This is a genomic window from Streptomyces sp. NPDC059852, from assembly GCF_042731455.1.
Taxonomy (GTDB): domain Bacteria; phylum Actinomycetota; class Actinomycetes; order Streptomycetales; family Streptomycetaceae; genus Streptomyces.
Map to the genome: position 1 here is coordinate 91,071 of NZ_JBHWJK010000008.1, position 21,909 is coordinate 112,979.

Annotated in this window: 17 protein-coding genes; 9 read left to right on the forward strand and 8 right to left on the reverse strand. The window is 70.9% G+C overall.

Annotated features, from left to right (window positions below; all coding sequences use genetic code 11):
* Positions 1-2: 2 nt before the first annotated feature.
* Positions 3-1,835: an HSP90 family protein gene (locus tag ACFV46_RS13020; protein WP_385498119.1), complete on the reverse strand. Its 1,833-nt coding sequence runs from the start codon at positions 1,833-1,835 to the stop codon at positions 3-5.
* Between the two features lie 56 nt (positions 1,836-1,891).
* The gene (locus tag ACFV46_RS13025; protein ID WP_385498120.1) at positions 1,892-2,872 is read right to left on the reverse strand and encodes a hypothetical protein; all 981 of its coding nucleotides are present in this window, start codon (positions 2,870-2,872) and stop codon (positions 1,892-1,894) included.
* Between the two features lie 458 nt (positions 2,873-3,330).
* Between ACFV46_RS13025 and ACFV46_RS13030 the strand changes: the two genes are divergently transcribed.
* Both ACFV46_RS13030 and ACFV46_RS13035 read left to right on the forward strand, forming a co-directional pair.
* On the forward strand, positions 3,331-4,773 hold the full coding sequence (locus ACFV46_RS13030; protein WP_385498121.1) for an FG-GAP repeat protein: 1,443 nt from the start codon (positions 3,331-3,333) through the stop codon (positions 4,771-4,773).
* Positions 4,774-4,902: 129 nt separating this feature from the next.
* Positions 4,903-5,880: an L-threonylcarbamoyladenylate synthase gene (locus ACFV46_RS13035; RefSeq protein ID WP_385498122.1), complete on the forward strand. Its 978-nt coding sequence runs from the start codon at positions 4,903-4,905 to the stop codon at positions 5,878-5,880.
* A 136-nt stretch (positions 5,881-6,016) separates the two neighbouring features.
* On the opposite strand, the gene ACFV46_RS13040 is transcribed toward ACFV46_RS13035, so the two are convergent.
* A complete protein-coding gene (locus tag ACFV46_RS13040) occupies positions 6,017-6,658 on the reverse strand; it encodes a carbonic anhydrase (RefSeq protein ID WP_385498123.1) in 642 nt (213 codons plus the stop codon).
* A 443-nt stretch (positions 6,659-7,101) separates the two neighbouring features.
* Between ACFV46_RS13040 and ACFV46_RS13045 the strand changes: the two genes are divergently transcribed.
* Complete coding sequence (locus tag ACFV46_RS13045) at positions 7,102-7,863, forward strand: ZIP family metal transporter (protein WP_361929823.1); 762 nt, start codon at positions 7,102-7,104, stop codon at positions 7,861-7,863.
* Positions 7,864-8,153: 290 nt separating this feature from the next.
* On the opposite strand, the gene ACFV46_RS13050 is transcribed toward ACFV46_RS13045, so the two are convergent.
* The gene (locus tag ACFV46_RS13050) at positions 8,154-8,777 is read right to left on the reverse strand and encodes a LysE family translocator (protein ID WP_383653022.1); all 624 of its coding nucleotides are present in this window, start codon (positions 8,775-8,777) and stop codon (positions 8,154-8,156) included.
* A 204-nt stretch (positions 8,778-8,981) separates the two neighbouring features.
* Here ACFV46_RS13050 and ACFV46_RS13055 point away from each other — a divergent pair, with 204 nt between their 5' ends.
* Positions 8,982-9,743, forward strand: coding sequence for an isocitrate lyase/phosphoenolpyruvate mutase family protein (locus ACFV46_RS13055; RefSeq protein ID WP_385498125.1), 762 nt, complete (start codon positions 8,982-8,984; stop codon positions 9,741-9,743).
* A 160-nt stretch (positions 9,744-9,903) separates the two neighbouring features.
* On the opposite strand, the gene ACFV46_RS13060 is transcribed toward ACFV46_RS13055, so the two are convergent.
* Positions 9,904-10,242 carry a MerR family transcriptional regulator gene (locus ACFV46_RS13060; protein ID WP_283288465.1) on the reverse strand — a complete coding sequence of 113 codons (339 nt, stop codon included), beginning with the start codon at positions 10,240-10,242 and terminating at the stop codon, positions 9,904-9,906.
* Positions 10,243-10,846: 604 nt separating this feature from the next.
* Positions 10,847-12,532 (reverse strand): ribonuclease J, encoded by a 1,686-nt coding sequence (locus tag ACFV46_RS13065; protein WP_361929835.1) that lies wholly within the window; start codon positions 12,530-12,532, stop codon positions 10,847-10,849.
* A 308-nt stretch (positions 12,533-12,840) separates the two neighbouring features.
* Here ACFV46_RS13065 and ACFV46_RS13070 point away from each other — a divergent pair, with 308 nt between their 5' ends.
* From ACFV46_RS13070 to ACFV46_RS13090, 5 genes are all read left to right on the forward strand, one after another.
* Positions 12,841-13,200: a hypothetical protein gene (locus tag ACFV46_RS13070; RefSeq protein WP_283288469.1), complete on the forward strand. Its 360-nt coding sequence runs from the start codon at positions 12,841-12,843 to the stop codon at positions 13,198-13,200.
* A gap of 310 nt (positions 13,201-13,510) precedes the next feature.
* Positions 13,511-15,598 (forward strand): NAD-dependent DNA ligase LigA, encoded by a 2,088-nt coding sequence (gene ligA, locus ACFV46_RS13075; protein WP_385498127.1) that lies wholly within the window; start codon positions 13,511-13,513, stop codon positions 15,596-15,598.
* A gap of 242 nt (positions 15,599-15,840) precedes the next feature.
* Positions 15,841-16,167 carry a PadR family transcriptional regulator gene (locus tag ACFV46_RS13080; RefSeq protein ID WP_385498128.1) on the forward strand — a complete coding sequence of 109 codons (327 nt, stop codon included), beginning with the start codon at positions 15,841-15,843 and terminating at the stop codon, positions 16,165-16,167.
* Positions 16,164-16,520, forward strand: coding sequence for a DUF1048 domain-containing protein (locus ACFV46_RS13085; RefSeq protein WP_385498129.1), 357 nt, complete (start codon positions 16,164-16,166; stop codon positions 16,518-16,520). Before ACFV46_RS13080 ends, ACFV46_RS13085 begins: the two co-directional genes overlap by 4 nt.
* 1 nt (position 16,521) lies before the next feature.
* Positions 16,522-16,848 (forward strand): DUF1048 domain-containing protein, encoded by a 327-nt coding sequence (locus ACFV46_RS13090; RefSeq protein ID WP_385498130.1) that lies wholly within the window; start codon positions 16,522-16,524, stop codon positions 16,846-16,848.
* A gap of 600 nt (positions 16,849-17,448) precedes the next feature.
* Here the strand turns inward: ACFV46_RS13090 and ACFV46_RS13095 are convergent.
* Together ACFV46_RS13095 and ACFV46_RS13100 are read right to left on the reverse strand one after the other, a co-directional pair.
* Entirely contained in the window at positions 17,449-20,631 is a 3,183-nt protein-coding gene (locus tag ACFV46_RS13095; protein ID WP_385498132.1) for a glycoside hydrolase family 38 C-terminal domain-containing protein, read from the reverse strand.
* Between the two features lie 41 nt (positions 20,632-20,672).
* A complete protein-coding gene (locus ACFV46_RS13100; RefSeq protein WP_385498134.1) occupies positions 20,673-21,878 on the reverse strand; it encodes a glycoside hydrolase family 76 protein in 1,206 nt (401 codons plus the stop codon).
* Positions 21,879-21,909 lie beyond the last annotated feature (31 nt).

The following is a 21,909-nucleotide window of genomic DNA, read 5'->3' on the forward strand; positions in this document are numbered from 1 at the left end:
CGTCAGCTGTCCTTGCGCAGGGCGTGGGCGAGAAGGTCGAGGAAGGAGCGGTTGATGAGGCTGGACTCGGCGGGCCTGAGCGGGCGCCGGGACAGCAGCGCGGCCTGCCCGTACAGCGCCTCCGCGCTGGTGCGGGCCAGTTCGGGCTCGTCGATCGTGACGGCGGTGCGCACCAGCGGGTTGAGCTGGTTGAGAATCAACTGGGCGCGCGGGGCCTCCTGTTGCAGGGCGCCGAGGATGTCGCCCCACAGGCCGCCGTCCTGCTCACGGGCGAGCCGGGAGCGGGTGCGCTCGTGCCGTGCCTCGCGGCTGTCGACGAGCAGAGCTGGGGCGGAAGCCGGCTGGAAGGCGCGCAGCGCGACATCGCAGTCGAACACCACGAGGGCGTCCCGGGCGAGCGCCAGGTAGGCCGCGGCGGCCAGCTCCGTCTCCCGGTCGACCGGGTCGAGGTGCGCGGTCAGGGTCGCCGGGTCGAGGTCGGCGACGCTCACCTCGGGCCTGATCTCCGGCAGCCGGTGGGCCAGTTCGCGGTCGTAGGTGTAGCCGCCGTTGACCACGCCGAGCCCGGCGGCGGACGCGATGGCCGCGACCTGCCGGAACTCCTCCACGCTGGACGTCACCAGCACGGTGCGGTGGGTGCGGGAGAACTCGTCCAGGGTGCAGTGGCCGTCGGTCGTCTCGAACGGCAGCCACGGCAGCAGCATCCGCAGGATCTCGTCGTCGTGCACGGCGAGCGACTTCACCGACAGGTGGTGCGCCTGGAGGAAGCGGTGCAGCAGGTCCGGGTCGCTGGCGGCGACGCGGGCGATCCACGCGCGCAGCTTCTCGGCGAGCGCGTCCCGGACGGCGGCCAGGGTGTCGTCCTCGTACAGGGCCTCGCGGGACGCCGTCGGACGCAGGCTCTCCGCGTCGACGACGCAGCGGACGAAGAACGCCCAGTCGGGCAGGATCTCCTCCGCCTGCTCCGACAGCAGCATGCCCTTGACGTGCACCCGGTGGCCGTGACGGCGCCCGGCCGGCACCGCCTCCGGCAGCACGCACGCGATGCCCTTGAGGCCCACGGCGGGCAGGTCCAGCTCGATGGTGTCCAGCGGGGCGAAGCCGAACACCTCCTCGCCGTAGGCGGCCAGCGCGCGGGAGCGGGCGCCCGGCGTCGGGTACGTCCGTGTCCAGGGCGCCGTCTCGGGGTTGACCGGGACGGCGGGGCCTGTGCCGTCGTCGAAGGTCACCGGGTGGCGCAGCAGCGAGCCGAAGTGCCCGGCCAGGGACCGTACCTGCGCGGGCCGGGTCCACTCGCCGGCGTCGGCGCGCGGGGTCAGTGTGACGGTGGTGCCGGGCCGGGGCCGGGCGGAGGCGGGCAGGGTGCGCACGGTGTAGCTGCCGTCGCCGCGTCCCCGCCACTCCACGGCGGGCGCGTCGGGCGTCCGGGCGGACCGGCTGACCACGTGGATCTCGTCCGCGACGAGGAAGCAGGACAGCAGGCCGATGCCGAACTGGCCGATGAAGTCGCCGCGTTGCTCGGCGATGCCGTCGGCGCGTTTGCTGCTGCGGCCGATCGTGGCCAGGAAGGTGTGCACGTCGGCCTCGGTGAGGCCGACGCCGTCGTCCTCGACGCGGACCACGGCGGTGTCGGCGTACAGCCGGATACCGAAGGTGCCGGCGGGGGCCGCGGGTTCGAGCGAGTACCGGGCGGTGAGCGCGTCCACCGCGTTCTGCATCAGTTCGCGCAGGTAGACGCGGGGGCTGGAGTAGAGGTGGTGGGAGAGCAGGTCGACGAGGCCGCGCAGGTCGACCTGGAAGGTGCGGTCGGCGGTGTTCTCGGGCAGGGTCGTCATCGGCGGTCCGGGGTGTGAAGGCGTGCGACGGGCGGCGGAAGAGGGCGAGGCGGGGCTCAGAAGGCTTTGCGGAGGCGCGCGTACGTCTTCTGCGGTTCGGACATGTACGTCCACGGCCACTCGGTGTACGCGCCCTCCAGCTCGCGGAAGACGTTCGAGGCGGTGCTGCTCCCGGCCAGGGACAGGGCCATGGCGAAGATGTTGTAGTCGCCCTGCCAGCCCAGGCGGCGCTCATAGGCGTGGTGCAGGACGCTGCGCTCCGCCGCCTGCCTCAACTCGGTCCGGATCCGGGGCTGCTGGAGGCAGGACTGGTCGTCGGACTCCACCCACTCCTCGATGTACGCCATGGCCACCACGCAGCCGAGCCGGTGCCCGTCGGGTGCCTCGGCGAACGCGGCGCGGGCGAACTCCAGCGCCTCGCCCGGCTCACCGCCCCAGCGGGGCTGGAGCTGGGACAGCCATTCGAGGTGGACCTCCAGGTCGAGCGGATCGCGGCGCAGGGCGGCGTCGCGCCGGGTCTCCGCGACCGCGGAGCCGAGCGACATACCGCGTGCGGAGGTGAGCAGGTGGCGCCACGGCGTGATCCAGTCCGGACGCAGCTCGGCCGCCTCGAACAACTGCTGCTCCGCGATCCGGAGCCGCTGGTGGAAGACCTGCCACTGCTCCCGGGTGACGTCCACGGCACGCGCGCTGGTCCGGGCCTCCCAGCCCCAGTTGACATGCCGCGCCCCGGATATCAGCAGGGCCAGGGCCCGGTGCTCCTTGTCCTCCTCGACGGCGCGGCCGATCCAGTCCTGCACCCCGTCCAGGACGGCCAGTTTGGCGAGGACCGGGTGGTCGCGGCCCAGGTCGAAGGGGGCCAGGGCGGCCTTGACCGCCTCCCAGTCACCTGCGCCCGCAGCCTCCTCGACCGCCAGCACCCGTGTGTCCCCGAGGGCGCGCAGGGCGTACGTCCCGTTCTTCCTGCGCGGCGCCGGAAGAGCGTACGGATCCGCCCCCGGTCCGTCCCCGCCCCTGCCGAACAACGTGCCGAACATGTCGCGCCCTCCCCTGGTCCGCGTGATCGTCCGGCGCATCATAGGACGCCCCACCGACACCGCTTCCACAGGGTTTTCACACCGGGGCCACGCGAACGCCCCAGGTCGTACGAGGTGCTCAGCCGGCCCGACGAGGACGATCGCCGGCCGTTCCGGCATCGTCGAGCGGTCCAGCCAACCGTGCTCTCGCCGCCCTCCATTCGTTGATAGCATCCGCTCACTCGTGCGACAGCGGATCGCTGGAGGGGGGGGTGTCCGCCTCAGGCAGATGTCTGCATCACCGTGGTCGGCGACATCGTCAACAACTGTTGGCCCGACTGGACTTCCGCGGGGCAGGCAGCAGTGCCTCTGGCCCGGGCCAGGCCTTCCGACCCCGATCCGCGGCACGCCTCTCGGTGCTTGGACGGTTCCAGCTGCTGTCCCCTCGACGGCGGCATCTTCGAGGTGGGAGAAGCAGGATGAGGGTGAAGGACGAGCGCGGGCGCAGAGGTTGGGCTGTTGCCACAGTCGTGCTCGCCGGGCTGCTCGGCAGTGTGCAGGTTCCGAGCGCGCACGCCGCCGGAGACACCGTGCCCGCGGACTTCAACGGTGACGGCTACCGCGACGTGGTGCTGCGGGTGCCCGGCGCCGATGTCGCCGGACGGGAGGACGCGGGCGCTGTGATCGTCCTGTACGGCTCCGCCTCCGGGCTGTCGGCCAAGTCCCGCGTCCTGATCACTCAGAACTCCCCCGGCGTGCCCGGAAGCGCCGAGCGCGGCGATTACTTCGGTGCCTCGACAGCCTCCGCCGACCTCGACCGGGACGGCTACGCCGACCTGGTCGTCGGCGCGCCTTATGAGGACCTCGCGCAGGGTGCGGACAAGGGCATGGTCAGCATCCTGTGGGGCAGCCGGTCGGGCCTGGTGTCCGGGCGGGCGCTGCCGACTCCGGACGACCCCGAGGACTTCGACCGTATCGGGCGGGACGTCGCCGCTGTCGGCAAGGGTTCCTCTTCCACCAGCCTGGTGACAGTCGGCGGCTGGAACTACACACAGACCTTCCGGGGCCCTTTCACCCGGTCGGCAGGGCCTGCCTCTGCGGGAATGGGACTGGGTGAGTGGTTCGGTTCAGTGACCGCGGGCGACCTCGATCACCACGGCAGCGCCGACACCGTCGCTGTGACAGGGCGCGCCGGCGGACACACCGGTGGGCGAATCCACGTCAACCCCGAGAACGAACCTCTGTGGAGCGTCCCCCTGACCCATGGCGACGCGCTGGTGGCCACGGTCGGCGACGTCAACGGCGACGGATACGGCGACATCGTCGCGGGTGACCCCGACGAGCCCGAGCAGCGCGGAGTCGACGGCGAACTCGGCGGGCGCATCCTCATCTGGTACGGCAGTGCGGCAGGTGTCCCCACCGACGCCGAACCCGTCGTCGTGTCCCAGGACACCACCGGCGTCCCCGGATCCGGCGAGAAGGGTGACGACTTCGGCGCGTCGGTCGTGGTCGCGGACTTCGACCGCGACGGCGTCGGCGACATCGCCGTAGGCGCGCCCGGCGAGAAACTCGGCACCGTCGCCGGCGCCGGCATGGTCACGGTCATCCCCGGCAGACGCACCGGCACCCCGGGCTCCGGCGCCTATGCCTACACCCAGGACACCACGGGCGTCCCCGGCGGCAGCGAGAGCGGCGACCACTTCGGCACGACCCTGTCGGCCGGCGACGTCAACCGCGACGGGCGTCCAGAACTCGTCGTGACCGCGAACGGGGAGAACGGTTACGCCGGAGCCGCGTGGATCCTGCCCGGGGGCACCACCCGGCCCGCCACCTCCGGGAGCAAGATGCTCACCACCTCACAGCTCGGGCTCCCCGCCTCCGGATGGCAGCTCCTCGGCGGCGACGGCCTCCCCCTGCTGTGACCGCATGACCCCACGGGAGCACGTAGTCCGGCACGTGATCGTGAACAGCTCCGGGGATCACCGGAACCGTGCCCGGCGCCGAAAACGATCGGGACGGTCGCTGGTCCTCGACCATCTAGGATTGCGAGGGTGAAGGCAGGAACCAGTGACATCGAGAAGGCGGCCGGTGTGCTGCGCGCCGGGGGCCTGGTGGCCCTCCCGACCGAGACCGTCTACGGTCTGGGCGCCAACGCCGAGGACCCCGCCGCCGTCTCGCGCATCTTCCAGGTCAAGGGGCGCCCGCCCTCGCATCCGCTGATCGTCCACATCGGCGGGGCCGAGCTGCTGGACGACTGGGTGCAGGAGGTACCGGCGACCGCCCGTCTGCTGGCCGAACACTTCTGGCCGGGGCCGCTGACGCTGGTCCTGCGGCGCGGGCGCCGGGTGCCGTTGGAGGCGACCGGTGGCCTGGAGACGGTGGCGGTGCGCGTGCCCGACCACCCCGTCGCGCTCGCGCTGCTGTCGGCCTTCGGTGGAGGTGTCACGGCCCCGTCCGCGAACCGCTTCGGCTCGGTGAGCCCCACGACCGCGGACGACGTCCGGGCCGAGCTCGGTGATGCCGTCGACTTCGTGCTGGACGGCGGCGCCTGTGAGGTCGGTGTCGAGTCGACGATCGTCGACGCCACGGGCGAGATCCCGACCATTCTGCGGCCCGGCGGGGTGACGCGCGAGGACCTCGAAGCGGTGCTCGGGTGCACGCTCGCGGTCCCCGCTTCCAGTCACATCCGGGTTCCGGGACAGCATCCGTCGCACTACGCGCCGCGCGCCCGGGTCGTACTGGTCGAACCGGAGAAGGTCGTCGCCGAGGCTGAGCTGGCGCAGGAACTGGGCCACCGGGTCGGCGTCTTCCTACCCGCCGCTCTCGGCGGCGCCGAGGTGAAGGCGCACGCGGTCGTGCAGGTCCCCGGCTCCATGGCCGCCTACGCGCGCGGGCTGTACGGGTACCTGCGCGAACTCGACCAGCGGGGGTGCGACCTCATCGTGGCGTCCCTGCCGGCGGAAGAGGGCCTGGGACTGGCGATCGCCAACCGGCTCCGCCGCGCCGCGGGGCCCCGGGCCACCGTGTGACCAGCGCCGTCGCGCTCCCCTGACCGCTGCTCCGGGTGCGTACCCGGGGTGATCGTGGGGGGACCCGGTGGATCCCCCCACATATACGGAGTGCCTTCGGCCGGGCATCACACCCGGCCGGCTACGGGCGGGACGGTCAGGACGCGGCGGGGGCCACGGCATCGAGGCCGCGGGAGGCGATGAGCTGCGCACTGCCGTCGGCCAGCCGGTAGGACAGCCCCACCACGCCGACGCGGCCCGCTGCCACCCGCTCGGCCAGCACGCGGGAGCGTTCCAGCAGCAGGTCCACGGTGTTCTCGATGTGCCCGGCCAGGATCTCGTCGGCCGTCTCGCGTCCGGTGGCCCTGGCCGCCAGCACGCTCGGGGTCACCCGTTCGACGACGTCACGGACGAAGCCGCCGGGCACCTGGCCGCCGTCGGCCGCGGCGCGGGCCGCTGCGATGGCCCCGCACGAGTCGTGGCCGAGTACGACGACGAGCGGGGCGTCGAGCACGCTCACGCCGTACTCGATGGAACCGAGGACCTCGGCACCGGCGACATGCCCCGCGGTGCGCACCACGAACAGGTCTCCCAGGCCGCGGTCGAAGATGATCTCGGCGGCCAGGCGCGAGTCCGAGCACCCGAACAGCACGGCGAAAGGCTGCTGCGAGGGGGCGGTCTCGGTGCGGCGGGTGGCGTCCTGATTCGGGTGCTCGGGGGTGCCGGAGACGAAGCGCTGGTTACCGGCCATGAGCAGTTCGAACGCGTCGCGAGGCGTCGGGTTGTGAATCTCGGTCATGGCGGCAGCCTACGAGCGGGCACCAGCCGTCGCACGGGCCGGTCCCGTTCGACGCGGCCGGCCCGGGCGAGGTCGGCACCCTCGCCGTCACGCCCAGACGGCGGGCGAGAGCGGCCTCGGTGAGGAACCTCAGCGCGCGACGGTGTCGCCCCGCTCCGTACGGTGACCGGTCCCGGTCGCTGCGTTCGTCGTCCACGTCCCCACAACGAGCCAGGGACCGCCCGCGCTGTCGGCCGAACGGGCGCGGCGCGGACCGCCCTGCCCCGTACCTCCCCGGGCTCCGCCGGATCGGCCGTCCCCTCCTTCGAGAGTCCGACCTGCGGGTCCGCCACGCCGTCCGTGCCAGGATCGTCGGCCTGCCGGGATGAGGCGTTCCATCGGCTCGGCGCAGGTGCGCCGCCGACGGGAAGATGATGCGGGCGGGCGCCGGGTACTCACGATCCATGACAGAGGTGCTTCAGGCGGGGTTGTGGGGTCTGGTGGCAGGTTCGGCCCTGCTCCTCGGAGCGGTCGTGGGGTACGGGCTTCGGGTGCCGCAGTGGGTGATCGCGACGGTGATGGCCTTCGGGGCCGGCGTGCTGCTGTCGGCCGTCAGCTTCGAACTGCTCGGAGAGGCGTACGAGCAAGGGGGCCTGCCCCCGGCCGTGGTCGGCACGCTGGTCGGCGCCGGCGCCTACACCGCGGGCAACATCTGGCTGGCCCGCCGCGGCGCCAGGCACCGCAAACGCTCCGGACACCATCACGACCAGACCCAGCCCTCCGAGCAGCAGCAAAGCGGCTCCGGTCTCGCCCTGGCGTTCGGTGCGCTGCTCGACGGTGTCCCGGAGTCGGCCGTCATCGGCGTGAGCCTGCTCGACGGCGGAGCGGTGAGCATGGTGACGGTGGCGGCCGTGTTCATCAGCAACGTCCCCGAAGGGCTGTCCAGCTCGGCGGGGATGAAGAAGGCAGGACGCAGCAAGGCCTACGTCTTCGGCGTCTGGGGGGCCATCGCCGCCGCCTCCACGCTCTCCGCTGTCCTCGGCTACACCGCGGGCAGCCACTTCTCCCCCACGGTGATCGCGGCCGTCACCGCGGTGGCCGCAGGAGCGATCCTCGCGATGACCGCCGACACGATGATCCCCGAGGCGTTCCAGGACGCGCACCTGGCCATCGGGCTGGTCACCGTCAGCGGCTTTCTGGTCTCGTTCGCCCTCTCCCACACCTGACGCCCGGTCGTTGATCGGACCCGCCGCTGCCGGCCTCGGCCTGACAGCCGAAACCGCCGTGCCCGGACGAGAACGGCCTGTACGGGCGGGCGCTGCCGTCGCCGTCCGCCTCGGCATCCGCGAGCACGCCGTCCCTGTCCACCAAATGAGGGGTGCCCCGCCGATGAGACGGTTGAAGCGTCGGCGGCGCCGGTCGGCGTCCCACGGAGTCGCCGACGCTTCGGACACCTACGCCTGCGATGCCCACCGCAGCGCCTGGCATGGCGTCACGGCTCCACAGCGCTCACGGCTCAGGGCCGGGACAGGGCGACCTTGACCCCGAATCCGATCAGGACGACACCGGTGACGCGGTTCGTGGTGCGGCGCACGGCAGGCTTCTCGAAGAAGGCACGAGCCCGGGCCAGCACCAGCACATAGCCGCCGAGCCAGAGGCATGTGAGGCTCGCGTGGATGAGGACCAGCAGGGTCATCCCCAGGTGGGGCGAAACACCGGACGGCGCGAGCGTGGGCAGCAGGCCCGTGTAGAAGACGGCGATCTTCGGGTTGAAGAGGTTGCTGATCAGCCCGGTGCGCCACGGATTGCCGGCCGGGGCAGGGGCGTCGCCCGTCGCCGGGCTCCCGGAACGGCTGCGCCGGCTCTGCAGCAGAGCCTGGACTCCCAGGATGCCCAGGTAGACGGCACCGGCGAGCTTGACGACCGTGTAGGCCGTCGCGGACGTGGCAAGGACGGCGGCCAAGCCGGCCACGGTGAGCGCACCCCATACGAGCAGGCCTGCCGTGATGCCGCCGACCGTGCGCAGGCCGTCCTGCCATCCGGCCACGAGGGCTCGTTTCGTCACCACCGCCATGTCCGGGCCGGGAACCATGGTCAGGACAGCGAGTACACCGGTGGCCACCAGCAGCTGAGTGAACATGCGGGTCAGTCTCGCATCCGGAATCGCCGTGCCCTGCCGACGGGGCAGCCCCTGGACCGACGAGAACCAGGTATGCGCCGTGGGCCGGTGACCGCAGGGAACAGTCGGCTGCCCCGACCGAAATCCACATCGCAGTGCACGCTCACATCAACGGGCAACAGCTGGGCGCCCTTTGTCCTGGAGTCCCGGGGTAGCGTTCCTCGCATGGACTTTCACACCACTGTTGACCGCGCTCAGCGCCTCAAGCAAATGCACGCCCAGGACGAGCCGCTCGTGCTGCCGACCGTCTGGGACGTCTGGTCCGCCCGGACGGCGGTGGCCGCCGGGTTCCCCGCGCTGACGATCGGCAGCCATCCCCTGGCGGACTCCCGAGGAGCCGATGACCACGAGGGGCAGACCTTCGAGGAGGTGATCGCCGCTGTCCGCCCCATCATCGCGGCGGTCGACGTCCCCGTCTCCGTGGATCTGGAGTCCGGGTACGGGCAGAAGCCCGCCGACCTCATCGCGGGGCTCATCCAGGTCGGCGGCGTCGGCCTCAACATCGAGGACACCGTCCACTCGGACGGTGGCCGTGTGCGGAGCACGGACGAGCACGCACGATTCGTGGCCGACCTGCGCGCGGCCGCTGACGACGCAGGGGTCCCCGTGTGGGTGAACGGGCGCACCGACCTCTTCCTGCACGCGCCGGACGCTTCCGGCGTCCTCGATGACGCCGTCGCGCGACTGCGGGCCATGGAAGAGGCCGGCGCCGACAGCGTCTACCCGGTGGGTATCCAGGACAACGACGAACTGCTCGCCGCCGTGACCGGGGCCGTCGACGTTCCGGTGAACTCCACCGCCCATCCCGCCAAGCACGACCTCGGGCGGTTCCGCCGTCTCGGCGTCCGCCGCATCACCTACGGCCCGCTCCTGCAGTTCGCCATGGCCGACAGCATGAAGGACTTGCTCAAGCCGTGGGCGCCCTGAGGGGCTGACCGAGTGACCGGGCCGTCCGCCGGTGTCCCCACCCCGGACGGTCCGAACGCCACCGCGCGCAGCAGTCACCCGCGCATGCCCGATGCAACGTGCGTGCGACGCTGGACAGCACGGCGGTGCGACGCGGCGGGCGACAGTCCGGTCCGCAGGGTCAGGCGGAGGGCTTCGGCCGCGGGCCGTGTGCGCGCAGTTCCTCGTTGATGCGCTGTGCTTCGTCGAGTTGGTCTTCGAGGATGACGATGCGGCAGGCGGCCTCGATGGGAGTGCCCTGGTCGACTAGCTCGCGAGCCCGGGCGGCGATGCGCAGCTGGTAGCGGGAGTAACGCCGGTGGCCGCCTTCGGAGCGCAGAGGAGTGATCAGGCGGTGGTCGCCGAGGGCTCGGAGGAAAGCGGGGGTGGTGCCGAGCATCTCGGCGGCCCGGCCCATCGTGTAGGCGGGATAGTCGTCGTCGTCGAGGTTGTCGACGGCACGCGATGCGGCAGGGGGCATAGACCTCTTCTTCCGGGGACGCGTCGGGGGGCCCGAACGCCGTCCTGGCGTCCGGGCCCCGAGCTTTCAACACCATCTACCGGCGCATTGCGCCGACCTTCTGTATCCGCAGGGAGATCCGCCCGCGAGGGCGGTGCTGCGGGGATCGCGGATGCGTGACCGGGGACCACCTTCCAATCCGGGGTCTGCGGTACCCGGGCTGACTCGCTCGCCCGGGCGATCCTGATGGTGCTTTCGCTCCTTACCTTCGGTTACACGGGTGGTACCGCTGTTGATGCGGATGCTCGCGACCCGCGGGCCGCGCCTTGCTTCACGTGCCTGCGCGGCAGTTCCTGTCTGCCGCGCTCACTTCGACTCCTGGGTACGTGGAACAGCATAACTCCGCGATCCACGAATTTCTACTGTCGTCACGACAGATTTTCTACGCAGTCGATGCAGGCATGCTGCCTCGAGTGCACCCGGAAGAGCGCACTCCCACGTGGGATGTTCGCCGGGCGGGCACCGGACCGGCCGGGGAGCCGGACGTCGCGTCGCCGAGGCGACGACGCCCGAGGGTGTGCTCCCCGGCCCCGCGCGCGTTCCTTGGCGCCCGCCGCCCCGCGGCTCAGGCGTCGATGATGACGGGGATGATGAGGGGCTTGCGCCGGTGGGTGCGGAACGCCCAGTTCGCCACGGCGCGGGCGAGGAGTTGTTCGAGTTGGCGCGGGTCCCCTACGCCTTCCTCCGCCGCGGTGGCCAGGGTTTTCTCGATGACGGGGATGACCGGTTCGAAGGTGGTGTCGTCGTGGACGAAGCCGCGGGCCAGGAAGTCGGGAGCCTCGGCGAGCGCGCCCGTGTCCGCGTCGACGATGGCCACCACCGTGACCACGCCCTCCTCCGCGAGGGTGAGGCGGTCCTTGAGGGAGGCTTCGGTGGCGCCGCCCACTTCCATGCCGTCCACGTAGACGTTGCCTGCGGGGACCTTCCCGGTGATGGATGCGCGCCCGTCCACGAGGTCGACCACGACGCCGTCCTCGGCGATGACGACCCGTTCGGGATCGACGCCCGTTCGGATGGCGAGGTCGGCGTTGGCCCGCAGGTGGCGCCATTCGCCGTGCACCGGCATGACGTTGCGGGGCTTGACGATGTTGTAGCAGTAGACGAGTTCGCCGGCGCTCGCGTGCCCGGAGACGTGCACCTTGGCGTTGCCCTTGTGGACCACGTGGGCACCCCACCGGGTGAGTCCGTTGATCACCCGGTAGATGGCGTTCTCGTTGCCGGGGATGAGGGAGCTGGCGAGCAGGACGGTGTCGCCCTTGCCGATGCGGATCATGTGGTCCCGGTTGGCCATCCGTGACAGCGCGGCCATGGGCTCGCCCTGGGAGCCGGTGCACACCAGAGTGACCTTGTGGTCCGGGAGCTTCTCCAGCTCCTTCGTGCTCACGACCAGACCCGAGGGGACCTTGAGATAGCCCAGGTCACGGGCGATGCCCATGTTGCGGACCATCGACCGGCCGACGAAGGCGACCTTGCGGCCGTACTGATGGGCGGCGTCCAGGACCTGCTGGATGCGGTGCACATGGCTGGCGAAGCTGGAGACGATGACCCGGCGCGGCGCGGTGCGCATCACCTGTTCGATCGCCGGGTTCAGCTCACGCTCGGACGTGGTGAAGCCGGGTACCTCGGCGTTCGTGGAGTCGGTGAGGAACAGGTCCACGCCCTCCTCGCCGAGGCGGGCGAAGGCGCGCAGATCGGTGATGCGGTCGTCGAGGGGGAACTGGTCCATCTTGAAGTCGCCGGTGTGCAGCACCATCCCGGCCCGCGTGCGGATCGCGACCGCGAGGCTGTCGGGGATGGAGTGGTTGACCGCCACGAACTCGCAGTCGAAGGGCCCGAAGGAGCGCCGGTCGCCCTCCCGCACCCGCACCGGGCGCGGCCGGATCCCGTGTTCCTTGAGCTTGGCCTCCAGGAACGCCAGCGTCAGCTTGGAGCCGACGACCGGGATGTCGGACCGCTCACGCAGCAGGTACGGAACACCGCCGATGTGGTCCTCGTGGCCATGGGTGAGGACCACGGCCACGACGTCGTCCAACCGGTCCCGGATCGAGGTGAAGTCCGGCAGGATCACATCCACGCCGGGCTGGGTCTCCTCGGGGAACAGCACGCCGCAGTCGACGATGAGCAGCTTGCCGGCGTGCTCGAAGACGGTCATGTTGCGGCCGATCTCACCCAGGCCCCCCAGGGCGATGACACGCAGCCCTCCTTCCGGCAGGGCAGGGGCGGCCTTCAACTCAGGGTGCGGATGACTCATACCCTGACGGTACCCGGAGAGCCGGACAGGATGATCCATTGCCTGTGTGATCTCTTCCGTCCTACGGCGTGGGGCAGCGGCACGGGGTCGGGGCGCGAGGCCCGGACGACACGCGTGACCTGCACACATCGTTCGTCAGGGCTGCGCCGCACCGTTCGTCGCACCCGTTGCCGACGCACGCGTGATCGCACCTCGATGCGCACCCCTGGCCTGTCGTGCGCCATCACGTGGCGCCGTCCGCGCCCGGCTCGCCCGGTCGCGGCACCGCTGCACCCGCCAGCGCAGGCCGGTGAATAGAATCCGGTCCCATGCCGAAGCCTGACGAGCTGCTCGTTGCCATAGCCGCCCTCGTGGAGTCCGGCCAGAGCAATCAGATGTCCCTGACCGCGATCACCAGTGGTGCCGTCATCACCGGTCGGCTGGCCCCGGAAGCCATGTGGAGGCAGAGGGTGTCCGAGGTGCTGACGGACTCCGCCGACCTGGGCGCGTTCTCCGCGGTCTTCGACGCCCCCGCGGGGAAGGACGGACCGCCCACGCATCTGCATTTCCACGTCGCCCGGATCCTGCAGGGAACGGTAGGGATCCCGGAGACGGGCGGGATGTACCGCGTCGCGATCGAGGACGTCAGTGCCTGGACCGTGGGCGACTTCAGCTACTCCGACCACTGACGCACGACCCGCTGCACAGGGTGGGGCCCCGTCGGCATATGCCGACGCGGCCCCACCCTTCGGTACGGCTCACGGGCGGAGGGAGCCCGAGCGTCGCGGAGGCCGACTCGTCCGGGTCGGCCGGGGGGCAGATGCGGCCGTGGGACGGACGTCGCGGGTGACGCCCGGTCGGGTCGTGGTCCTGAGGACCTCACCGGTGCTGCAGTCATGCCGGTCCCTGCCGGTGACGACGTGGCCGAACTGCTGGCGCCGCCCGGTTGCGTCTCGCTGCGCCAGGGCGATGTCAGTGGTGGCAGGCAGGATGACGGGCATGACAACACCCGCAGCTGTGATCAGGGATGCCACCGCTTACGCGCAGGCGGTCGAGGACGCGGTGAAGGCGTCGGCCGCCTACTACGAGAGTGGGACGTCGGCGTTGGACGACGACTCCTACGACCGGCTGGTGCGTGGCATCGCCGCGTGGGAGGCCGAGCATCCCGATCTGGTGCTGCCCGGCTCTCCGACGGGGAAGGTCGCCGGTGGGGCCGTGGAGGGCGACGTGCCGCACACGGTGGCGATGCTGAGTCTGGACAACGTGTTCTCCCCCGAGGAGTTCACCGTCTGGACCGCGTCCCTGGCCCGGCGCATCGGCCACGAGGCCGAGCGGTTCAGTGTCGAGCCGAAGCTGGACGGGCTCGCGATCGCCGCCCGTTACGTCGGCGGTCGTCTGAGGCAGCTCATCACACGGGGGGACGGGACGGCCGGGGAGGACGTCTCGCACGCGATGGGCACCATTGAGGGCCTGCCGGACCGACTCGCGGAGCCCGTCACCGTGGAGGTCCGTGGCGAAGTCCTCATGACGACCGCTCAGTTCGAGTACGCCAACGAGGTGCGCACCGCACACGGCGGACAGCCGTTCGCCAACCCGCGCGGCGCCGCGGCGGGCACCCTGCGCGCCAAGGAGCGCGCCTACACGGTGCCGATGACGTTCTTCGGCTACGGCCTGCTGCCCCTGCCCGGCACCGAGGCCTCGCTCGCCACACGGCTGGGCGAACTCGCGCACAGCGAGCTCATGGTTCAGGCCGCCGCCTACGGGGTGAACACCACGGTCACCACCGCGGTGCCCGGCATCACGGCGGACACGGTCGAGCAGGCGCTGGACCGGGTGCGGGAGATCGCCGCCCTGCGGGCCGAGCTGCCGTTCGGGATCGACGGGATCGTCATCAAGGCCGACCTGGCCGCCGACCAGCGATCGGCGGGATCGGGTTCGCGCGCTCCGCGGTGGGCGATCGCCTACAAGCTGCCGGCGGTCGAGAAGATCACCCGGCTGCTCGAGGTGCAGTGGAACGTGGGCCGCACCGGCATCATCGCCCCCCGTGCCGTCCTGGAGCCCGTGGAGATCGACGGCGCCACCGTCACCTACGCCACCCTCCACAACCCGGCCGACATCACTCGGCGCGACCTGCGCCTGGGCGACCACGTCATGGTGCACCGGGCCGGCGACGTGATCCCCCGCGTCGAAGCCCCCGTCGCCCACCTGCGCACCGGCGACGAACAGCCCATCGTCTTCCCTGAGGCGTGTCCGCGGTGCGGGGCCGGCATCGACACCAGCGAGCAGCGCTGGCGCTGCGAGAACGGGCGCAACTGCCACCTGGTGGCGGCCCTGTCCTATGCGGCCGGCCGCGACCAGCTCGACATCGAAGGCCTCGGCCACACCCGCGTCGTCCAGCTCGTCGACGCCGGGCTCGTCGCCGACCTGGCCGACCTGTTCACCCTGAGCCGCGAGCAGCTGATGGGCCTGGAGCGGATGGGCGCGACGAGCACCGACAATCTCCTCGCCGCCCTCGCCGCCGCGAAGGGCCGGCCGCTGTCGCGGGTGCTGTGCGCGGTCGGGGTCCGCGGCACCGGCCGCTCCATGTCCCGCCGTATCGCCCGGCACTTCGCCACCATGGACGACATCCGGGCCGCGGACGCGGAAGCGATGCAGCAGGTCGAGGGCATCGGCACCGAGAAGGCCCCCTCGATCGTCGCCGAGCTCGCCGAACTCGCCCCGCTGATCGACAGACTCGCCGCCGCCGGGGTGAACATGACCGAACCCGGCGCCACCCCACCCGCCTCGTCCGACGGCAACACCGGCGACCGGGAGGAGAACACCGTGCACGCGGGCGGACCGCTGGCCGGAATGACCGTCGTCGTCACCGGCGCGATGACCGGCCCTCTGGAGAAGCTCAGCCGCAACCAGATGAACGAACTCATCGAACGAGCCGGTGGCCGCTCCTCCTCCAGTGTCTCCAAGAAGACCACCCTCGTCGTCGCCGGAGACGGCGCGGGGTCGAAACGAGCCAAGGCGGAAAGCCTCGGGGTCCGCCTGGCCACCCCGGACGCCTTCGCCGCCCTGGTCGCCGACTACCTCGAATGAGCCTTCCCTAGAAACGTTCCGCAGCCGCCCGACAGCCCCGGTTGGTCTCCTCGTCCAGCCGGGGCTGATCGCATGCTTGCGGACGCAGCGTCATGAGGCTGCGGCTGGAACCCGGTCCAGGCGGCCCCGTAGGCCCTGGATCGCGTCCACCGAACACGTTGCCGTTCCACTACTCGGTGATACCGTATAGCGGTACTCGGTATCACGCAGTACCGGAAAGGGTTGAGGAGTAGTACCCGGCGATGGACGACCTGACGGAGATGTTGAAAGGGACGCTCGAAGGATGCGTGCTCGAGATCATCAGCAGCGAGGAGACCTACGGGTACGCCATCACCCGCCAGTTGAACGATCTCGGCTTCACCGACGTCATCGAAGGCACCGTGTACACGATCCTGCTGCGGCTGGAGAGGAACGGGCTCGTCCACGTGACGAAGCGACCCTCCGGGGTCGGTCCGCCGCGCAAGTTCTACGCGCTCAACGACACCGGGCGCGAGGAGCTCGCGAAGTTCTGGGCGAAATGGCAGTACCTCTCATCACGCATCAACAGGCTGAAGGAAGGCGGGAGATGAACTTCTGGGAGAAGGTCACCGGCAGCGATCTCACCAGGGAATGGAAGACGTTCGAGGCCCGGGCCGAGGTCCTTCCGGACGGCCACCGGGCGGCGTGGGGGACGATCGTCACCCACCTCTTCCCCTACGGGGACTTCACCGGCCGCAACCTGATGCCGATCCTCGACGCCGCCCTGGGCCTGCTCGAAGTAGCGGCGGCGGACGGGCAGAGCGTCGATGAGGCTCTCGGCGAGGACATCCAGGGCTTCTGCGCCGCACTGGCGGGCGGAGCAGGGGCACGGACCTATCGCGACCGGTGGCGCGAGCAGTTGAACAGGAACGTCGCGAGAAAATTGAGCCGGCTGGGAGGCTGACGTGAGCATCCAGGACATCGTCGAAGGCAAGAAGCAGTGGCGGGCGCACATGGCCAGGATCAAGGCACTCCCGCCGGACTATCAGATCGTCTACAGGGAGATGCAGAAATACCTGTTCAAGGTCGGACCGGTCAGCCTGCCCGACGGGCCCCTCCTCCCCGGCATCGTCGACTTCTTCGAGGAGGGCGTTGCCGAGGGCAGGGGAGTTCTGGAACTCACCGGGACCGACGTCGCCGCGTTCTGCGACGGCCTGATCAAGGACTCCCCCACCTACGCGGATGCATACCAGGAATCCATTGGCGGGAAGCCCCACACGACCAGCAAGTAGGGGCAGCCGGAGCGGTCGCGAGGCTGCCGGTTGCGGCGGGCCGGCGCACGACGCCACGTACGAGTGCTACGAACGCGACCGTCAACAACCCTGAGGGGACGGACATGAGCAAGGCGCTCGAGACGATCGAGCGCCGCGGATTCTCAAGGCCATCGCGCGGGCCCACGAGATGAGACTGGACGCGCTGGCCACGGTCGCACGCGCGGGACGTGTTCGACTTGGCTACACGATCGAACTGACGTGAGACGTCAGTCGGGCTCTGTAAGGGCGCCAGCTTACGTTGGCAGACAGCTCGCGCCCCGTGCAGCGGTGGCGCACGGGGCGGTCTCCCGCCCGCCGGTTGCTCCCCTGTCCGCGGGCCGCGGACGGGGACGCCCGGCACCGTGAGCGCGCCGCGGTCGTGTGCGGGATCAACCGGTCAGGGGAGCACGATGCCCCCGCAGGCACGTTCGACCACTCCCCCATGCGGCAAAGCCGCAAAGCACACGCCCGGGTCTCGCTCGTCAGCCGAAGCCCCCTCGAAGACGGCCTGGCCCAGCCCTCTGTGATGAAGAGGCCGTCACGGTCCACCCGTGCGGCCTCCCCATCGCCCGAGAGCTCCTAGTCGGCCGACAGGCTCGACCGCGTGCTCGTCCCGTTCGCCGGGGAGGGAGCGAGGTGGAGCACGACGGCTGCCGTTCCGAGCGGCGGCATGTCGACCGGGACGGCGCCGTCCTCATCCCGGCCGATATCCCGCGGAGTCAGGCCCAGGTAGGTGGTGCCCACGGCGCGGGCAACGGTGAAGGGGGTACGCAGGCGGCAGGTGACGGGGGTGTCGGCCAGGGATTGCAGACGCACCATGAGCCTGCCGTCACCCGGGACGGTCATACCGACGAGTCGTACGCGGGAGTCGTCCAGAGTCAGGAACTCCGTCTCGGCCGGAGGTTGAGACGGGCTTTCCGCCCGGGCGCGGACCGGGACCAGCGGGTGGCTGGTGACGGCCGCGACGCGCAGGGCGAGGGCGTCGGCCGGGAGCGTGGGGTTCTCCGCGGCGGTGCCGAAGCCGACGCTGTAGCGGAAGACGTGGTCGAATGCCTGCTGCGCGGGAAAGTTGGTGTCCCAGATGTTGTTGTGCACCCAGGAGAAGACGGTGGCCGGCTCCTCCTGGGGCAGCGACTGGGGGTAGGGCACGTAGGGGATCGCGATTCCGCCCAACTGGACGAGCGGGGCGTCGGCTGTCGCCAGTGCGGCGTGGCGGCGGCCGTCGCTGAGGCTGATCCAGCGGCGGATGGCGCGCATGTGGGTCGCGGAGCCCGGTACGGTCTCCCGGTCGGTGCCCAGGACGCCGCCGGTCGCCTCTGTGTGGACGACGGGGTTGTCGAGGGCGAAGGGGAAGGCGAAGAAGGCACTCTCCTTCGTGAGGGTGGCGTCCTTGTCGACGCGGTTCTCCAAGTCGATGCGTGCCGCGTGATGCGGAAGGTGCACCCGCACGCGCAGCCCGCGTGTGCCGGCCGGGGAGGACGCGTAGACGAGGGTCTGCCCGGTGGCGTCCGTGACGCGCTCGACGAGTGCCGCGGGAGGTGCGGTACTGCGGGAGGCGAGCAGGTGCATCGAGTCGTCGGCCACGGTCTTGCTGGACTGGTGGTTGAACGCTCCGGCCGTGGCGTACTCGTCGTAGACGTAGCCGTTGAAGCCGACGGTGGCGTCCTGGCGCACCATTTCACGGCCGGTGGCCTTGTCGACGATCGAGGAGATGCACGCCTCGCGCAGGTCGACGGTCACGCGCAGGAACTCGTTCTCCAGGACGGTGGGGTGGGCAAGCTCGCCGGATGTCCCGTCGCCCTCCTCCGCACGCTCGGCGGCCGGGACGATGTCGAGGCGTACGGCGCCACAGGCCGGTACCTCCGTGACGGGCACGTGCAGGAAGCGCCCGGCGGCGCGGTGACGTTCGTTGCTCTGGGCCTCCTCCACGAAGGGCAGGGGCGCACCGGTGCGCGCGTCCAGGACCTGGACGGCGTCGCCGAGCGCGACGGTGCTCTCGGGAAGGAAGAGCCGGGCGGTTTCCGTCCGGGGCCAGCTGCAGGTGTTCACAGTGTAGAAGGAGGCCGCCGCGTCGGCCGCGGGGGCGAACGCCTCGCCGAGCAGAGCGGAGGCGGCGTCCAGGAGTGTCTCGGCGTCGTCGTGGGCGCGCACGGCCTGGGAGTACTTCCAGTGCCACTGCTTGTCGCCGGATCCGTGACCGTGGTCGCCGTGGGTCCAGGGGTCGCCCGCGCCCCAGGTGTGCTCGTTGAACAGGGAGGCGGACCGGTAGACGTCCGGTGCGCCGCGGGTGACGGCCGTGCTGCCGGGGACGCCCATCAGGTGGGCGTACCCGGCGATGGTCTGGGCCTCGGTGAGGGCCGCCTGCCCGCGTCGGGTGGCGGACAGCGGGACGGCGCCGGCGCCGACTCCGTCGACCCACCAGTCGCTCCAGTCGCCCCGGTAGGTCTCCAGACGTTCCCCCACGCGCTTCTCGGCGTCCTCGAAGAAGTCCTGGTTGCGGGAGGTGCGCAGCTGCGGGTAGGCCCACTGCTCGTTCCAGCGGCGGACCGTGTCGGAGATGATGCGGCGCGGCGGGCCGTTGTCGGCGAACTTCCCCAGGACCCGCAGGTGTAGCACGTCCCACGGGTAGGGGTCTGCGGTGCCGGGCAGGTCGAGGGCCGGGAAGCCGGGGATCCCGGGCCCTTGATGGGGGTAGGGGAACTGGGCCAGGGCGCTGAGGTAGGCGGGCAGCAGGTCGTCGACGTGGTCGTAGGACTCGTCGAAGCCGAGGATCGAGCCTTCCATGTAGGCGAGGCCGTGCGGGGTGTCCGTCCTCCAGACCAGGACGCTGTTGCCGCTCGGGGTCTGCCAGCGGAAGAGGCGGGGCAGGTGTTCTCCGCCGACGAGGTGGGGTACGGCGCGGCCTGCCCAATTGTGCGCGACGGACAGGTAGCGGATGCCGTTGTCGCTGAGGACGTCGGGGAGGCCGACCACCTGACCGGGGACGTCCGTCTGCATGGCGGTGGTGATGTCGATGCCGTGGCGGTCCCGCAACTCGGTGACCGGGCGCAGGAGTTCGTGGAGCTCGTCGGTGGAGCAGGTCTCGGTGTGGAGGTTGAAGGGCATGGCGGTGAGTTCGACGCGCCCTTCCCGCACCCGGTCGAGGAAGTTCTCCACCTGCCGGTGCGGCCGGTTGGCCTGCCAGTCCTGGAAGGAGTGGAATCCTTCGACCGCCCACCGGAACCGGGCGGGCGCAGGCCAGTCGTCGGTGTCGTCGCAGAGCTCGAGGAGTGAGTCGAGGTAGGCGCGGCTCTCGGCCATGACGCGTCCCTGCGGATCGGTGTAGCCGATGTCGAGGTGGGAGTGCTGCACGAGGTGCAGGGTCCAGTGGCGCTGCGGTCGCGCCTCGAAGGGGATGTGGGTGCCTACTTCGAGGTCCGGCAACTCGATGCGCAAGGTGGTCGGGGTGTCGACCTCCGGGATCAGGAGGCGGGTGTCGCCTCCTGGTCCGGGCAGGATCCGGCAGGGCACGGGGGTGCCCCCGACGGTGGTGATGAGGGCCCTGGTGACGCACGGGTGCGCGGGTGCGTTCCCGGGTCCCCGCACCTGAAGCCGGATGGACTGCTGCAGGCCGCCCGCGCCGTCATGGCGCAGCAGGGGCTCTCCCGACAGCCGCACCTGACGACCGCCGAGGGCGGCGAGGGTCGCCACGCGCTCCTTGAGGAGGTCGCGCGCGATGTCGGCGTCCCACCCGGACGGACGGGACAGCGGTGGCTTGGGCATGGTGCGTGGGGTCCTTTGCGTCGGGGGTGCGGTGCGCTGGGTCAGGAGGTCCGGCGGCCCTGGTGGGTGGCGTCGGCGAGGGTGGCGAAGATCTGGACCATGGCCGACTGGTTGAGCGTCGCGGCCGGCGCGTCGGGGTCGTAGTCGCCCCCGTTGGAGGGCTGGAAGCGGAACAGACCAGTGGTCGTGTCCCGGTTGGACCGGTACGTACCGTCCGCGTAGGCGCTCATGGCCTTCAGATAGGCAGGGTCGCGGCGAACCTCGTCCAGGTCGAGGAGGTCCTTGAAGTAGAAGGAGTTGAAGACGGCGGGCTGGTCGTGCAGGCGGCTTCCCTCGGTCCAGAACGCCAGAGAGCCTCGTGCGTCGTCCACGGCCTTCTTCAGGTACCGGGCGTCACCGGTGCCGCGGTAGAGGGCGGTGGCGGTGCCGATCATGGCGCCGGAGTTGTAGGTCCACAGGGTCTCGTTGGTGCTGCCGTCGTCGCCGCGGTCGTTGACGTAGAGGCCGGGTGCCTTGCGCATGCAGGAGTAGACCCAGCCGTACCACTGTTCGGCCTTGTCGAGGTAGGCGCGGTCGCGGGTGTGCTCGTAGAGGCGGGCGGCGAGCTGGGCCGAGAGGGCGGTGACGTTGGTGGCCCGGATGGTGTTGCCGGGCGAGTCGTACCAGTCCATGCCGCCCGGGCACGCCTTGGAGGTGTCGTCGTCCCACGCGCGGGAGACGACGGGTACGACCTGTTCGGCTCGCCTCAGGTACCGCGCGTCGCCGGTCGCCTCGTACTGGTCGAGCTGGGTCAGGGCCACCACGGCGTTGTCGTCGTAGTAGATGTCGCCGCCGGCGCCCAAGGGGGCGGGCAGATAGGACGCGTAGCCGGGGCGCTCTCCCCCGGTGAAGTAGAGCTCGGCCGTGTCGAACCGCTCGGTCGCGTCCTGCCGGTAGGAGGTCCCGGTACGGGGCAGTTCCTGCATGTCGACGGCTGCCTGAGCGGCCTCACGGAAGGGCCACAGGTAGGAGTGCTCGGGGTCGGTGGTCTGCCGGGGGGTGTGTTCGAGGTAGAGGCCGTGAGCCTGCGGGCCCTCGTAGAAGTACTGCTGCAGGGCCCGGTAGGTGCTGGTGGCGCGGTCGGCCCACTCGCCGGAGGAGACCGGGCGGGCGCGTTCGGGGCTCTGGGCGTGTGCGGGGGCGGCGGTCCAGAGCAGGCCGGCGCAGACGACGGGTGCGGTGGCGCGGATGAGCACCGAGCGCAGCATGGATGGTTCTCCTTCACGACGAGGGGAGGGT